Source organism: Methylomarinum sp. Ch1-1, assembly GCF_030717995.2.
GTDB lineage: Bacteria > Pseudomonadota > Gammaproteobacteria > Methylococcales > Methylomonadaceae > Methylomarinum > Methylomarinum roseum.
Genome location: NZ_CP157743.1, coordinates 1693492 through 1708371 on the forward strand (window position 1 = coordinate 1693492; position 14880 = coordinate 1708371).

Below are 14880 nucleotides of genomic sequence, written 5' to 3' on the forward strand. Positions count from 1 at the left end.
GCCTGGCTGCGTCGGCAGGGGAGTTGGCCGGCGATGACGATTGATTTTTGGTTTTTAAAAGACGATTAGAATGGCGGTTTATGTTTATAAGTTCGGCGGCACATCCGTCGGTTCGGTGGAGCGCATCAAGGCGGTCGCCGAGAAAATAAAAAAGGCTCGTGATCAGGGGGATCAGATTATCGCTGTCGTTTCGGCGATGAGTGGAGAGACCAATCGCCTGGTTGCCTTGGCGAAGGAAATACAGTCGCAACCCGTCGAAAGGGAAATGGACGTGCTGTTGTCGACAGGCGAGCAGGTCACGATATCGCTGCTGTGTATGGCGTTGCATGAAATCGGTTGTCAGGCTTGTTCCTATACCGGTGCGCAGGTCAGAATTTTGACCGACAGCAGTCATACCAAGGCGCGTATACAGGAAATCGACGATCGCAAGATTCATGCGGATCTGAATGCCGGCAAAGTTGTCGTTGTAGCCGGTTTTCAGGGGGTCGATGAGCATGGCAATATCACCACGTTGGGGCGCGGCGGTTCCGACACCACGGCTGTGGCGTTGGCGGCGGCGATTAAGGCAAAAGAGTGCCATATTTACACCGATGTCGACGGTGTTTACACCACCGACCCAAGAGTGGTGCCTAAGGCTCGCCGGCTGAATAAGATCACCTTCGAAGAGATGCTGGAAATGGCTAGCTTGGGTTCTAAGGTGTTACAGATTCGTTCGGTGGAATTTGCCGGAAAATATAATGTCGCGTTAAGAGTGTTATCATCATTTGAACAAGGTCAGGGTACGCTGATTACCTATGAGGAATCGGAAATGGAAAAAGCATTAGTTTCGGGAATTGCGTTTAACAAGGACGAAGCCAAACTAACGGTGACCGGTGTGCCGGATTTGCCGGGGGTGGCGTCGAAGATTCTGGGGCCGATTGCCGAGCAGAACATCGAAGTCGATATGATCGTGCAGAATATCGCCGATGACGCAACGACTGACTTTACCTTTACCGTGCATCGTAACGATTATCAGCGCGCCATGAGCATCTTGGAAAGCGTCTGCCGGGAGATGGGCGCCAGACAGGTCACTGGCGATGATCGTATCGTAAAGGTTTCCATCGTTGGCGTCGGTATGCGCTCACATGCCGGAATTGCCAGTACGATGTTTAAAACATTGGCAGAAGAGGGAATTAATATTAGAATGATCTCGACATCAGAGATTAAGATTTCTGTTGTGGTTGATGAGAAATATTTAGAGCTTGCTGTTCGTTCTTTGCATAAGGCATTTGGGCTGGAAGAGAAGGAAGAATAATCGGTCTTTCTTTTCGTGAAAAAAAAAGATATAATACACAGCTTGGTTGAGCACTGCACGAGCGGCAGAAATTTTAGGAAACGTAGGGAGAGAGTATGCTTATCTTAACTCGGCGGGTAGGAGAGACCTTGATGATCGGTGATGATGTGACTGTTACCGTTCTAGGTGTTAAAGGTAATCAAGTTCGTATCGGTGTTAATGCGCCGAAAGAAGTGTCAGTGCATAGAGAAGAGATCTACGAAAGAATCAAGAAAGAGCAGGCCGATTCTTCGAGCTCTGACGAATAGCTAAAATGTTTTACTAGGAGAGTTGGCCGAGAGGCTGAAGGCGCTCCCCTGCTAAGGGAGTATGGGTTTTATCGCCCATCGAGGGTTCGAATCCCTCACTCTCCGCCACATTTTAAAGGTCAAAATTTTAAGGAAAAGTCTTGACATTAAAAAAGATAAAATGGATAATAGTCGGCTCAATAGGCGCCCGTAGCTCAGCTGGATAGAGTACTCGGCTACGAACCGAGCGGTCGGGAGTTCGAATCTCTCCGGGCGCGCCATTGAACAAAAAGTTTTAATCCCCTGTAGCTCAGTTGGTAGAGCGGGTGACTGTTAATCACTAGGTCGGCGGTTCGAGCCCGTCCGGGGGAGCCAAATCAAATAAGGGCTTAGGTATTTTTACCTAAGCCCTTTTTTTATGCCCGCCGTTTTTAAAGGCCCGGACTGGATCATAACGATATTGAACGAAAAAATTCTTTTAAAAACACCATGCATTTAAACATTGTCGCGCTATTATTAATGAGTTTCTCCGTTCAGGCCTCAACCTATGGCGATGCCAGGGTGAAACAGGTGACCAGTATTTACGACGCCGATACCTTTCGCGTCGATATTGACGGTTGGCCGGAAATTATCGGCAATCATGTTCCCATACGCGTCAACGGCGTCGATGCGCCGGAAATTAGAGGGAAATGCAAGGCGGAAAAAATTGCCGCCCGCAAAGCTAAACAGCACACGGTTGCGTTATTGCGCGCCGGTAAAATGATAGAATTGAGAAACATGCAACGAGGCAAATATTTCCGGATTTTGGCCGACGTCTATATTGCTGGAAACAGCTTGGCGTTCAGTTTGATCGCCAAAGGTCTCGCCCGGCCTTACCAGGGAGGCAAAAGGCAAAGCTGGTGTCGTTAATCCGGATCTGCCGATGCTTGACTGTTGATAAGCATGATGTGAATAAATGATTTTGGCTCGGAGACGCCAAGCATTTGCCTTGATCATTGAGCGCTATCTGTTGCCGCTAAGGAGTGCGACGGCGCTCTTTGCGGTTGACCATTTTGCCGTTACCTTTGAACATAGGTGATTAGGCGTGGAATTTTTTGCTAAGCCTTGCTAGTCTGATTGTGGACTCCCTCGCTGACTCGTCAATTATTTAAAGGAAAACTTGGTTATGGGCAAAGAAACAGGCAAACTCTATATCGCCTTACTCAGTATTCATGGTTTGATTCGCGGTAAGAATCTTGAGTTGGGTCGTGATGCCGATACGGGCGGACAAACCTTGTATGTGCTCGAATTGGCTCAGGCATTGTCGCTGCAGCCGGAAGTGGCGCGGGTGGACTTGATCACCCGGCGCGTGATAGATGAATCGGTTGCCGATGATTATGCCGAGCCCGTTGAAATGCTTTCGGAAAGCTTACGTATTGTTCGCATTAATGCCGGTCCCGATGAATATATCTACAAGGAGCAGCTATGGGATCACCTGGATGGTTTTGCCGATAACGTCGATTGTTTTTTCAGGCTGAATGGCGAATTCCCCGATATCATCCATAGCCATTATGCCGATGCCGGCTGGGTTGGCGCGCATTTAGCCAATCTGTTGGGGATACCCCTGATCCATACCGGGCATTCTCTGGGACGGGTCAAGCGTTTGCGATTGTTGGCCAGCGGGCTTTCCAATGCCGACATCGAAGAACGCTATAACATGGCGCGACGCATCGAGGCGGAAGAACTGGTGCTGGCGACGGCCGAGCGGGTGATTACCAGCACTCATCAGGAAGTCGAGGAGCAATATGAGCTTTATGACTTCTATCAGCCGAAACAGATGTGTGTCGTGCCGCCGGGGACCGATCTGACTAAGTTCATGCCGCCTAGCGGGGATGAATTGAATTCGCCGCTGTTCGCAGAAATCACCCGGCATTTAAAGGCGCCGGACAAACCGGTCATCATGGCCTTGTCTAGGCCGGATAAACGCAAAAATATCACGATGTTAGTCGAAGCCTTTGGCCAGTCGGCCAGGCTGCAGGAGCTGGCCAATTTGCTTATCGTCGCCGGCAATCGTGACGATATCGACGATTTGGAAGAGGGCGCCCAGGAGGTTTTTCATGAGCTGTTGGTCGCCATCGATCGTTATGAGCTCTACGGTAAGGTGTCGATGCCTAAGCACCATAATCGGGATCAGGTGCCGTTTATTTACCGAATCGCGGCCGCTTCAGGCGGCGTTTTCGTCAATCCAGCGCTGACCGAACCCTTCGGCCTGACCTTGATCGAGGCGGCGGCTTCCGGTTTACCCCTCGTCGCCACCGAAGACGGCGGGCCGCAGGATATTGTCGGCAATTGTCATAACGGCTTTTTAATCGATCCGTTGGAAGCCGATAGCATTAGCGAAGCCTTGGAAAAATTGCTGCTCGATAAGGCATTATGGCAGCGCAATGTGGATCAAGGTTTGCAAGGGGTGCGCGAGCACTATTCATGGGATGCTCACGCCAAACGCTATTTGCGCTTGATCCTGCCGATCGCAAAATCCTCGGAGCGTTTGCAGCGCGATCCTGTTTGGCGTCGCCCAGGACTGTATGCAGACCGCGTCATCGTCAGCGATCTGGATCAAAACCTAATCGGTGATGATCAATCATTGCAGCAATTGATCGATGTTCTGCGTCAGCATCGCAAGAGTTCCAAATTCGTCATCGCAACCGGTCGCCGCCTAGATTCGGCCTTGAAACTGATGAAAAGACACAGCATCCCGGAGCCGGATATCTTAATCACCAGCGGCGGCACCGAGATTTACTATGCGCCTAAATTAACGGCCGATGTCGCCTGGGCCAAGCACATCGATTATCACTGGACACCGCATAAGGTGAGGCAGTTAATAGAAACATTTCCTGGTCTGAAGAGACAGCCTAAATCGGAGCAGAGTCGCTATAAACTCAGCTATTATATCGATCCGGAAGTCGCCGATATCGAAGAAGTTAAGAGCGTGCTGCATAAGGAAGAGCAATCGGTGCATGTGCAACTGGCTTTCGGTCAATATCTGGATATCATGCCGATGCGCGCCTCCAAGGGCTTGGCGTTGCGTTATGTCGCCGATAGGCTACAAATTCCGTTGGAGCGTATTTTTGTGGCCGGAGGTTCCGGCGCCGATGAAGACATGATGCGCGGCAATACCCTCGCCGCTGTTGCGGCCAATCGTCATCACGAAGAACTCTCTCAATTGGTCGATGTGGAGCGTATCTATTTCGCCAGCCAGCCTTTTGCCGCCGGTATATTGGAAGCGCTGGACTATTACGATTTTTTTAATCAATGCCAAGATCCGAAGGAGATCGAGCAATCTCATGAGTGAACGAAGATTATTGCTGTGCACCGACATGGATAGAACGGTGATTCCCAATGGCGTACAATCGGAACACCCCAATGCGCGCAAACGCTTTGCGGCTTTTTGTCGGCAACCGGGAGTTAAATTGGTTTACGTGACGGGGCGTCATCAGGCGTTGGTCAAGCAGGCCATCAAAAACTATGCCTTGCCTGACCCCGACTTTGTCATTACCGATGTCGGCAGCAAAATTTATCGGGTCATTGACGATCAATGGCGTGAATTGAGCGCCTGGGAAATGGAAATCGATAAAGATTGGCATGGGAAATCGCATCAACAGATCAAGCAGTTGCTTGGCGATATTTCCAATCTCCATCTACAGGAGCCCAGTAAACAAAATACCCATAAGCTCAGTTATTATTTGCCACTGCATGTGGACAAAGACGGCGTGATCGCCGCGATCAAGGATCGTTTGGAGAAGGAAAACATCGATGCCAGCTTGGTGTGGAGCATCGATGAGCCTAAGGGCATCGGGTTGCTGGATGTGTTGCCGCGTAATGCGACCAAATTGCATGCGATCGAGTTCCTACAACAACAGTTGGGTTATCATCCGACTGACGTGGTTTTTGCTGGCGACAGTGGCAATGATTTACCCGTCTTGGGTAGCGCCATTCGGTCAGTATTGGTGGCCAATGCCACTGATGAAATAAAACAGGCGGCCCAACAATTGGCGCGGCGTAACGGTCATGGTGATGCGCTTTACATCGCTGCCGCTAGAGGCTTGCACATGAATGGCAATTATGCGGCCGGGGTATTGGAAGGCGTTTGGCATTTCGCTCCTGACTTTCGTGACAAACTGCAACAAGACGAGGTTGATGATGACGGATAAAGCGCAAGTATTGGTGTTCGGCGAAGTGTTGTTTGACTGTTTTCCCGGCGGAGAGCAGGTTTTAGGCGGCGCGCCGTTCAATGTCGCTTGGCATTTGCAGGCCTTAGGCGAGCAACCGCATTTTATTTCCCGAGTCGGAGACGATGAGCTCGGCGGGAAAATCCTCAGTGCGATGAATGACTGGGGCATGGATGCGTCGACTGTTCAGCTAGACCCAGTGCACTCGACCGGACGCGTGGAGATCGAGGTCATCGAGGACGAGCCACATTATACGATCATTCCGGATTGCGCCTATGACTTCATCGATGCCGAGGGCGTTGCCGGCCTGCCATCCAACGGAATTCTCTATCATGGCACGTTAGGCTTGCGAAATCCTGTTTCCCGCGCGGCATTTCAGAGGCTTGCCAAACAGCCGGAGTTATCGATCTTTTTAGATGTGAATTTGCGTTCTCCCTGGTGGAGCAAAGACGAGGTTTATCGGTGTCTGGAACGGGCGCAATGGGTCAAATTGAATGAAGATGAATTGCAGCAATTAGGCTTTTGCTCCGCCGATATCAGAGAGGAAATGAGCAAAATGCAATCCCAGTTCCAGTTGCAACAGCTGATCGTGACGCGGGGCGGGGAAGGCGCTTTGGTCTTGAGCGAGGGCGGCGGGTTTGATAGCGTCAAACCGAAGTCGGTTAAACACATCGTCGATACGGTCGGCGCCGGCGATGCCTTTACCGCGATCTATATTCATGGACTGATGTCTGATTGGTCGGTGGCCGATAGCTTGACGATGGCGCAACAGTTTGCCAGTGAAGTAATCGGGCTGCGCGGCGCGATCACCACCGATCCTGATTTCTATCGGCATTTTATTGACTAATGCGCCTATAAACAGTCGATATTGGGCGTTTCCCTGTCAATGATATCCTTAATTGATCGTAACTACTCACCCCCATTCGTAGGGTGGATGCGCTCTTCAGGCTTATCCACCCTACATGCCCTGCCGCGTTCGATAAGTGGGGCGAGCAGTTACGATTGATTTTAGCTCAACATGGCGTTTACGTTAACGATAGTCAATGAATGCCATTGTTTTTGTTACGGCAGGGATGATTGATTGCCGTTTATAAATTTTACAAAATTGGAAAAGCTAGATGTACGAACAGGTTTCCCATTCACTGCTGAATGATGTTCTCAATAAGTTAGAGACCGAGATTTCCAAGCAGGACTTACGTTATTTTTATACCCGCTTGGGGGCGAATTTTTATGCCATCCACTCCTTATTTTATCGTTTATATGGCGATCGGCCCGATTTTGAGGAACAGGCCCAGCGTCTGGTGGAAACGATGGCGCGCAAATATATCAACCGGCCGGAAAAACTCCGACAGCTCGATATCGACAGGGAAAAGGATCACAACTGGTTCCTGCATCAGCAATGGGTTGGCATGGCGCTTTATAGCAACGGCTTTGCCGGCGATCTGAAAGGCATGCGTGAGCACCTGGGCTACTTCCAGGAACTGGGGGTGAACCTGGTTCATATCATGCCGATACTGCGCTGTCCGGAAGGACGTAGCGATGGCGGTTATGCGATCAGTGATTTTCGTCAGATCGACGAACGCGTCGGTTCGCTGCAGGACTTGAGGGATCTTTCTAAGGACATGCAGGAACGAGAAATTTTACTGGTGCTGGATGTGGTCGTGAATCACACATCCGACGAACACGAATGGGCGCAGCGGGCGCGGGCCGGAGATTCGGTTTACCAAAATTATTACTATACGTTTAAAAATCGTAACGTACCGGATATGTTTGAGCAAAGCATGCCGGAAATTTTTCCTGAAACCTCGCCGGGAAACTTTACCTGGGATGAGGAAATGGGGCGCTGGGTGATGACGGTGTTCAATGATTACCAGTGGGATTTGAACTATAGCAATCCTGCGGTCTTCATCGAAATGCTGGATATTCTGCTATATTGGGCCAATCAAGGCGCCGATATTTTGCGTCTCGATGCCGTTGCGTTCCTGTGGAAGAAAATCGGCAGCACCTGTCAAAATGAACGCGAGGCTCATCTCATTCTGCAATTAATGAAGGATTGTTGTCAGGTGACGGCGCCGGGCGTTCTATTCATTGCCGAGGCGATCGTGGCGCCGGTCGAAGTGATCAAGTATTTCGGCGAGGATGCGGTCATCGCCAAGGAGTGCGAAATAGCCTACAACGCCACCTTCATGGCGTTATTATGGGATGCGGTCGCGACTAAGAACTCCAAGTTGCTGAAGCAGGGCATCAAGAGCCTGCCCGTCAAATTGGAACGCGCGACTTGGCTCAACTACGTTCGTTGTCATGATGATATCGGTTTGGGTTTCGATGATAGGGATATCGTATTGGCGGGCTATGAGCCCTTCAATCACCGCAAATTCTTGATCGACTACTATACCGGACAGTTCGATGACTCACACGCCCGCGGACTGCCGTTCGGGCATAATGAAAAAACCGGCGATGCGCGTATTTCCGGTTCCCTCGCCTCGTTGGTCGGGTTGCAATACGCCTTGGAAATAGGCGATGACGTAGCGGTTGAAAACGCCATCAACATCATCTTGCTGTTGCACAGCATGATACTCTCATTTGGCGGCATACCGCTGCTGTATTATGGCGATGAAATAGGCACCTTGAATGATCCGTCCTATTTGGATGATCCGCATAAGCAGGGGGATACGCGTTGGGTGCATCGTCCGACGGTAGATTGGGAAAAGGCGGAGCTCAGAAATACCAGTGGAACGGTGGAGTATCAGATCTTCAGCGCCCTGAAGAGGATGATTGCGGTTCGCAAGGAAATCGACACCTTCGCCGATTTCAATAATCGCGAGCTGATAGACGTCGACAATCCACATTTGTTTGTATTCGAGCGTTATAATCTGAACCAACAAAGCGAAAACGTCTTGGTGATCGCCAATTTCGACAGCAAGCCGCAATCGCTCAATTTGGAGGCGATCGGAAACTGGAATAGTCCTAGCTTTGGTCAGATCATTGATTTATACAGCGGTCAATATCCCGATATTTTTAATAATACCCTGGTAGTTCCGGGCTTCGGATTTTATTGGTTGAGCGAGATGTTGTAGGGAAAAGAATTTGAGCCGTTCTCCGGCCCAGTCTCTTGTCCGTCCAGGCAATCATGGAATTATGTTCGAGGACGTGACGAAACGATTTTTAATGGCATAGACTTTCGAGGTCATCATGAATAAGCAAAAAATCAGCCGCTATTTTTATTTCCTGTTTCTGTTTGCGTTGTCGTTTTCGGCTCACGCCCATAGCGGAGCCGGTTCGATGCACGGCTTTGCCGATGGTTTCATCCATCCCTGGTTAGGCATCGACCATCTGTTGGCGATGTCTGCGGTCGGCTTGTGGGCAGCCCTGATGGGCGGGCGCAGTTTATGGCAATTGCCGGTCGCTTTTTTGACGGCGATGGCCGCAGGAGTCGGCCTGAGTTTTGCCGGTATCGAGCATCAGGGTGCGGAAGCCTGGGTGGCGTTTTCGCTATTGGCGCTGGGTTTGATTTTATTTATTAATCGCCGCCTATCCACGCCTTTTGCGAGTGCTTTGGTCGGCTTGTTCGCGCTGGGACACGGTTATCTGCATGCCGCCGAGATCGGCGTCGAGTCAAATGCATTCAGTTATGCGTTGGGCTTTTTGTTGGCAACGGCATTATTGCACGGCGTCGGCATTGCGGCCGGTCTTTCCGGGCCGGCTGTACGGCGGGTGGCAAGAGCCGGTTTCGCACTGAGTTGTACTTTGACTGGCGCGATGTTGTTGGCCGGAATCTAGCTTTCTAGACAGAGTCGGTTGAGCGGATTAGTCGTTGGCTTTACCGCTCGGTATGGGATTGATCCCATCAGCTAAATCATTGACAATGGGCTATTGCCAATAATATCGCTCGGAAGTTTAAATGCGCAACGTCAAACAAATTATCTCTATAGCTGGGTTATCGCTGGTCTGCGCAGCGGCTGGCGCGGAAACCGTAGGCCATGTCGACACCCATTTTAAGCTGATTGGTCCCGACGATAAGATTGTGGTCGAGGCTTTTGACGATCCCGGAGTGCCAGGCGTCACTTGCTACTTGAGTCGGGCTAAAACCGGCGGGCTCTCCGGCGCGGTCGGTATGGCCGAAGATACCTCGGATGCCTCGATCTCTTGCCATCAAACCGGGCCCATCGACCTGGACCCGGAAATAAAAAGCGGCGAGCGTGAAGGGGAGCATGTCTTCAAGAAAAGAACGTCGCTGGTTTTTAAATCGATGCAGGTGGTGCGTTTTTATGACCAAAAACGCCATACCTTGGTTTATTTGGTTTACAGCGACCGAGTCGTCGAAGGTTCGCCGAAAAATAGCGTTGCTGCGGTACCGGTAATACCGTGGCGTTAGTTGAGAAAAAGCTGAACTAATCGGTTTTCCAAGCGCGCAGGCCAACGTCTTGTTGCAACTGGGCCATATGCCGCTCAAGCATCTGTTTAAAGCTGGTTTTATCGGCATTATTGCCGCTCAACGGCTCCATGAGCAACGGAATCCCGGCTTGTCTTTCGACCGGCAATTGCAAAACCACCTGATTCAAATCCGGTCGATGATCACGGCTATAACCTTGGGTAATGTGAATCAATTGGCTGTCTTCATCGGCCGGCAACTCGCCGTTATAGACGCCGTCGACATGAAAGCCGGTCGAATCCAGATGGCCGGTTTGACAGAGCAAACCCAGCTTTTGGACACTGTGAACCGCCAGTTGACCGTACAAAGAACTGCAGCCATACGCATGGATGGCGTCCAACGTCCGCCCCAGCAAATCGTCATTCAGTTGGGCCGCCGTGATGCCTTCGCCAATTAAATGTTCAACCGGTTTGTCCCGGAAAAAATGCGGGGTCAGATACAGCGCTCTCTGAGTAAAGCCCAAACCATTTAAAATTATGGCTTTAACCGCCTGGCCATACGATACGATCTGTTGCTCTTTTTTCGGCATCAGGGCATCAATCCGTTCGACCAAACCCAGTTCATCGATCATCCCCGAAACCAAACCGAGATGATGAATGACTCGGCTGTGATAGGCTTCTTGTTGAGGCGTAGCCATGCTGCCTGTTTCAATATGAATCGCCAGATTAAAACTCCTAATCAGTCAAAGATAATGGATATTCCCATAAGCAACGATTAATGCTTGCTTCAGCACTTCCTTAAGGAAAAAGTCGTAAAATCCCGGATAGGCCTTTCATGTCGCCGATAACCCAAATCTGTTCAAACGGATGCGCTACCGGAAGCGTGACTTGATGAAGATTGGTTGCAAAATCCTGCCGGCTCCACAGCGGATTGGCGTTACGCAATACCAGCCAAACGCGGTCGCTGTGATAAGATTTTTCAGCCTTACTGGCCAAGATTGCATTCAACGCGTTCAACAGCCGCTGATCGACTGGCACCTCAATCAGGCGATGCAGCGCTTCCAACGTGCGAATATTGGCCTCGCGCCCTAAAATCAGCTTGGCTTCTGCCTCGCTACCGTAAAGATGAGCAATTTCAAGGTCTAGTCGTTGATCGTCTAGATAGCATGACACATCCGGTTTTTTCGGCTCGTTATGCCATATATGCCGCATCGGAATGCCGAATTTCTGCTCATATAGCCTCATGAACAGACGCGCTGCCTGATGCTCCAGTTCGATTTTTTCCTGCATATTTCGATTCATAGTGCATTGATTTTATCGGGAAAGTGAAATCATTGGCTAAATAATAGTGAAATCGAACCGTTAAAAAGCGACTTTTCTCAATTTGTTTTTAATCGATATTAACTTGATTTCCGCCCCGCGCTCGGATTAAATAACGCTATTTGTTACACCTATGGATAATGCGAATCTCCAGTTTATTTGCAGCACTGAAAAGCTGCTCAATCTTGATTATTTGATCTGCCATATCGAATACCGCGAGAATAAATCGACCGCCGTCATTTTCTATTATGACGGTCAAGCATACGCCTACCTGAATAATTGCAGGCATAGGCAACGAAGATTGGATTGCGAGGCCGACACCGTGTTCGATGCCAACGGTCAATTGCTCAGTTGCTCCATGCATGGCTATGTGTTTGAACCGACTACCGGCGAATGTATGATTCCACCTCGCGCAGGAAAAAAACTGCAATCATTGCGTATTGTCGAACAGGACGGGGCTTTGTATTTTGCCGATGAACGCGTTCGCATGATCAATCCTTTTTGAACGCCATATAAGGGAAATTCTGAGGTAGGGGCGAATTTATACGCACAGCGCGGCTAAATCCGAAGCAACATACACAATTGCCGACAGAATAATATCGACCATGTACTTAGACAATGGCGCCAGGGCTCCCTCATTAAAAAATACCTTCTGGGAGGGGCGAGTTATTTAACCCGCCCCGAACGTTAACTTACTCTATTCACGGTTGAATCATTCAGGACCTCGTTGACCTGTATTTCACATAGCGATGCGGACTCCTTGCTTTTCACGCCGAGGGCGGCGCTCCTACGCAAAGCACCGTCTTGCCTTCGGATGTGCTGAACTGTGTGAAGCGCATCAAAAATGGTGCGCTTCACGCTGTTCAGCACACCCTACCCACATCCGTGAGATGGATCACGCGCAGCGGATCGGCTAAAAGCATTCTCAATGCGCGCGGGGCGGGTTATTTAACACACCCTAAACGTTTAACTTAACTTACTTTAGGCGTATTTGTTCAGCAATTCCCACTTTGGCGTTCAAAAAGGGCATGGGGTGTGTTTGGCGAGGATGTCGGCAGCAAGGATGCTGCCGTCAAGCCCCCATGGATGGGTTTACCCAGCACCTAAATTCCATGGCTACTGGACTATATTTTACATACCAGGATAATTTAGGTGCTGGGTGAACGGCGCTCCTCGACAGACACACCCCATGCCCTAAACCTCGCAAAAATACTCAAATATGGGAATTGCTGGTATTTGTTGCTAATTTTCTGTTTTGCCACTCATTCATTTAATGAGGTAGCCCTGATTACACCAGGCCAGATAATTGACTACGGCGACGGGCAGACGCCTGTTTTTTCAGAGACTTTGCTGACACGTTTTCAGCAGGTCGATAGCAGGATAGGCGGAGCATTTGCGTTAGAGCAGGGCATCATCCTGACCGCGATGATAGTGGCGGCATTGACCGTTGCGATTATCGAACGTCAGTTTAACAAGGCGGCGTTGTGGAGCGTTACAGCCGGCCTGGGAATAAGCGGCCAGCTGTGCACTCATGAGTCAATGATTCTTAAGCGCGAAGGGGGCTTTGCGTCGAAGACTGAAGCGCTCGATGCTGAAGATCTGTGGTACTGCTTTACAGTGGAAGGGATAGTTTATATAGTTGATCCAGGACAGCACATAAACCGATAGCCAAGTCGGATATTTCACATTGCATTTTTTACCGGCCCAGATAAATTCAGGATGAATCGATTCGGCGCTTCGTAAAGAGCCGCTTCCAAATCATGCAAATGCCAAAGGATTCATGATGAGCAAGAAAACTGCTGATATTACCCGCCCGGCGGATTTACAACGGCACGATCGAGGAACGGGGCCGGTTCGTAGTCAACGCCCCGTCTATCAAGATTTCCTGCCACCTTGCAATAACGCTTGTCCGGCCGGGGAAAATATTCAGGCTTGGCTGGATTTGGTGCAGGCGGGTCGCTATCAACAGGCTTGGCAGGTTTTGATGAAAGACAACCCGTTGCCGGCCGTGCATGGTCGGGTTTGTTATCACCCCTGCGAATCCCAATGCAATCGAGAACAGCTCGATGGTGCAGTCAGCATTCATGCGGTCGAGCGTTTTCTCGGCGACCTGGCCTTGAGCGAGGACTGGAGGATCGAACCAGACGCGCCCGAAAGCGGTAAGCGCGTGTTGATCATCGGCGCCGGCCCCAGCGGCTTGTCGGCCGCCTATCATCTGGCCCGCCTCGGTCATAAAGTCGTGATTCATGAAGCGGGCCCGGTTGCCGGCGGTATGATGCATTTCGGTATTCCGGCCTATCGTCTGCCGCGCCGGGAACTGGAACGGGAAATCGAACGCATCGAAGCGCTGGGCGTCGATATCGTATTGAACCGCAAGGTCGACAATCTGCTGGCCGACAAGCAAGAGGGACGCTTCGATGCGGTGTTCGTCGCGGTAGGCGCCCACTTGAGTAAGCGTATCGACATCCCGGCCAGAGACGCCTCGAAAATGCTGGACGCCGTGGCCTTTTTGCGCCAGGCCTCGTCCGGGAACGCCCCTAAATTGGGCCGCCGGGTGGCGATATACGGCGGCGGAAATACCGCGATGGACGCGGCCCGCACCGCCAAACGCTTGGGCGCCGAAGAAGCCTTGATCATTTACCGGCGAGACCGTGAACACATGCCGGCCCATAGCTTCGAAGCCGACGAGGCGATCGAGGAAGGGGTCAAGATCAACTGGTTGCGCACCATCAAGGAAATCGATGAAGGCTCGTTGAAAGTCGAGGTGATGGAGCTGGATCAACATGGCCGGCCGCAGCCGACCGGTCGCTATGAAACACTGGAGGCCGATGCGCTGATCATGGCGGTCGGCCAGGACACCGATACCTCCTTTTTGCGAGACGTGCCGGGCATCGAATTCAAAAGCGACGGCACCGTGATCGTCGATTCCGGCATGCAGACCGGCGTGGCCGGCATCTTCGCCGGCGGCGACATGGTGCCTAGCGAACGCACCGTCACCGTCGCGGTCGGCCACGGCAAGAAAGCCGCCCGTCACATCGACGCCTGGCTGAGAGGCGAACGCTATTGTCCGCCGCCGAAACACGATTTGATCGACTATCGGCAGTTGCACATTTGGTATCACACCGACGCCGAACAAAAAGCTCAAGGCCACTTACCCTTGCCACTGCGCAGCGAAAGTTTCGATGAAATCGTCGCCGGCCTGAGTCCGGCCGATGCGACTTTCGAGGCGCAACGCTGCTTCTCCTGCGGCAATTGCTTTGAATGCGACGGCTGTTACGGCGCCTGTCCCGAAAACGCCATCATCAAACTAGGACCGGGTAAGCGTTACCGTTATGATTACGAGTTATGCACCGGTTGCGCCGTCTGTTATGAACAATGTCCCTGTCACGCCATAGACATGGTGCCGGAAAAGGAAGTTTAA

General features: G+C 51.0%; 14 protein-coding genes and 3 tRNA genes. 15 read left to right on the top strand and 2 right to left on the bottom strand.

Annotation, left to right across the window (positions count from 1 at the left end):
• Window positions 1–70: 70 nt before the first annotated feature.
• The 12 genes from Q9L42_RS08110 (at window position 71) to creA (ending at window position 10143) form a co-directional block, all read left to right on the top strand.
• Window positions 71–1294 (top strand): aspartate kinase, encoded by a 1224-nt coding sequence (locus Q9L42_RS08110; protein ID WP_305908947.1) that lies wholly within the window; start codon window positions 71–73, stop codon window positions 1292–1294.
• 95 nt (window positions 1295–1389) lie between these two features.
• The gene (csrA, locus tag Q9L42_RS08115) at window positions 1390–1581 is read left to right on the top strand and encodes a carbon storage regulator CsrA (RefSeq protein WP_031435406.1); all 192 of its coding nucleotides are present in this window, start codon (window positions 1390–1392) and stop codon (window positions 1579–1581) included.
• 16 nt (window positions 1582–1597) lie between these two features.
• A tRNA-Ser gene (locus Q9L42_RS08120) sits at window positions 1598–1689 on the top strand.
• 75 nt (window positions 1690–1764) lie between these two features.
• Window positions 1765–1841: transfer RNA gene (locus tag Q9L42_RS08125), tRNA-Arg, on the top strand.
• 18 nt (window positions 1842–1859) lie between these two features.
• Window positions 1860–1935, top strand: a tRNA-Asn gene (locus tag Q9L42_RS08130).
• A gap of 114 nt (window positions 1936–2049) precedes the next feature.
• Complete coding sequence (locus tag Q9L42_RS08135; RefSeq protein WP_305908946.1) at window positions 2050–2469, top strand: thermonuclease family protein; 420 nt, start codon at window positions 2050–2052, stop codon at window positions 2467–2469.
• Window positions 2470–2725: 256 nt separating this feature from the next.
• Window positions 2726–4891, top strand: a complete 2166-nt coding sequence (locus Q9L42_RS08140; protein WP_305908945.1) for an HAD-IIB family hydrolase — start codon at window positions 2726–2728, stop codon at window positions 4889–4891.
• Window positions 4884–5750 (top strand): HAD-IIB family hydrolase, encoded by an 867-nt coding sequence (locus Q9L42_RS08145; protein ID WP_305908944.1) that lies wholly within the window; start codon window positions 4884–4886, stop codon window positions 5748–5750. The genes Q9L42_RS08140 and Q9L42_RS08145 overlap by 8 nt, the downstream gene beginning before the upstream one ends.
• Complete coding sequence (locus Q9L42_RS08150; protein ID WP_305908943.1) at window positions 5740–6615, top strand: carbohydrate kinase family protein; 876 nt, start codon at window positions 5740–5742, stop codon at window positions 6613–6615. Before Q9L42_RS08145 ends, Q9L42_RS08150 begins: the two co-directional genes overlap by 11 nt.
• Before the next feature lie 271 nt (window positions 6616–6886).
• The gene (locus Q9L42_RS08155) at window positions 6887–8845 is read left to right on the top strand and encodes an alpha-amylase family glycosyl hydrolase (protein WP_305908942.1); all 1959 of its coding nucleotides are present in this window, start codon (window positions 6887–6889) and stop codon (window positions 8843–8845) included.
• Window positions 8846–8960: 115 nt separating this feature from the next.
• Window positions 8961–9548 carry a HupE/UreJ family protein gene (locus tag Q9L42_RS08160; protein ID WP_305908941.1) on the top strand — a complete coding sequence of 196 codons (588 nt, stop codon included), beginning with the start codon at window positions 8961–8963 and terminating at the stop codon, window positions 9546–9548.
• Window positions 9549–9669: 121 nt separating this feature from the next.
• Entirely contained in the window at window positions 9670–10143 is a 474-nt protein-coding gene (gene creA, locus Q9L42_RS08165; RefSeq protein WP_305908940.1) for a protein CreA, read from the top strand.
• Window positions 10144–10159: 16 nt separating this feature from the next.
• On the opposite strand, the gene Q9L42_RS08170 is transcribed toward creA, so the two are convergent.
• A complete protein-coding gene (locus tag Q9L42_RS08170) occupies window positions 10160–10837 on the bottom strand; it encodes an IS1634 family transposase (RefSeq protein WP_305908939.1) in 678 nt (225 codons plus the stop codon).
• A gap of 100 nt (window positions 10838–10937) precedes the next feature.
• Window positions 10938–11441: a hypothetical protein gene (locus Q9L42_RS08175; protein ID WP_305908938.1), complete on the bottom strand. Its 504-nt coding sequence runs from the start codon at window positions 11439–11441 to the stop codon at window positions 10938–10940.
• A 151-nt stretch (window positions 11442–11592) separates the two neighbouring features.
• Here Q9L42_RS08175 and Q9L42_RS08180 point away from each other — a divergent pair, with 151 nt between their 5' ends.
• The 3 genes from Q9L42_RS08180 (at window position 11593) to Q9L42_RS08190 (ending at window position 14880) form a co-directional block, all read left to right on the top strand.
• A complete protein-coding gene (locus tag Q9L42_RS08180; RefSeq protein WP_305908937.1) occupies window positions 11593–11964 on the top strand; it encodes a Rieske (2Fe-2S) protein in 372 nt (123 codons plus the stop codon).
• A 647-nt stretch (window positions 11965–12611) separates the two neighbouring features.
• Window positions 12612–13127, top strand: coding sequence for a hypothetical protein (locus Q9L42_RS08185; protein ID WP_305908936.1), 516 nt, complete (start codon window positions 12612–12614; stop codon window positions 13125–13127).
• 115 nt (window positions 13128–13242) lie between these two features.
• On the top strand, window positions 13243–14880 hold the full coding sequence (locus Q9L42_RS08190; RefSeq protein WP_349432587.1) for an NAD(P)-binding protein: 1638 nt from the start codon (window positions 13243–13245) through the stop codon (window positions 14878–14880).

Excerpts from the sequence above, each read along its gene's own strand:
- Q9L42_RS08110 (WP_305908947.1), top strand. The coding sequence starts at position 71 with ATGGCGGTTTATGTTTATAAGTTCGGCGGCACATCCGTCGGTTCGGTG.
- csrA (WP_031435406.1), top strand. The coding sequence starts at position 1,390 with ATGCTTATCTTAACTCGGCGGGTAGGAGAGACCTTGATGATCGGTGAT.
- Q9L42_RS08135 (WP_305908946.1), top strand. The coding sequence starts at position 2,050 with ATGCATTTAAACATTGTCGCGCTATTATTAATGAGTTTCTCCGTTCAG.
- Q9L42_RS08140 (WP_305908945.1), top strand. The coding sequence starts at position 2,726 with ATGGGCAAAGAAACAGGCAAACTCTATATCGCCTTACTCAGTATTCAT.
- Q9L42_RS08145 (WP_305908944.1), top strand. The coding sequence starts at position 4,884 with ATGAGTGAACGAAGATTATTGCTGTGCACCGACATGGATAGAACGGTG.
- Q9L42_RS08150 (WP_305908943.1), top strand. The coding sequence starts at position 5,740 with ATGACGGATAAAGCGCAAGTATTGGTGTTCGGCGAAGTGTTGTTTGAC.
- Q9L42_RS08155 (WP_305908942.1), top strand. The coding sequence starts at position 6,887 with ATGTACGAACAGGTTTCCCATTCACTGCTGAATGATGTTCTCAATAAG.
- Q9L42_RS08160 (WP_305908941.1), top strand. The coding sequence starts at position 8,961 with ATGAATAAGCAAAAAATCAGCCGCTATTTTTATTTCCTGTTTCTGTTT.
- creA (WP_305908940.1), top strand. The coding sequence starts at position 9,670 with ATGCGCAACGTCAAACAAATTATCTCTATAGCTGGGTTATCGCTGGTC.
- Q9L42_RS08170 (WP_305908939.1), bottom strand. The coding sequence starts at position 10,837 with ATGGCTACGCCTCAACAAGAAGCCTATCACAGCCGAGTCATTCATCAT.
- Q9L42_RS08175 (WP_305908938.1), bottom strand. The coding sequence starts at position 11,441 with ATGAATCGAAATATGCAGGAAAAAATCGAACTGGAGCATCAGGCAGCG.
- Q9L42_RS08180 (WP_305908937.1), top strand. The coding sequence starts at position 11,593 with ATGGATAATGCGAATCTCCAGTTTATTTGCAGCACTGAAAAGCTGCTC.
- Q9L42_RS08190 (WP_349432587.1), top strand. The coding sequence starts at position 13,243 with ATGAGCAAGAAAACTGCTGATATTACCCGCCCGGCGGATTTACAACGG.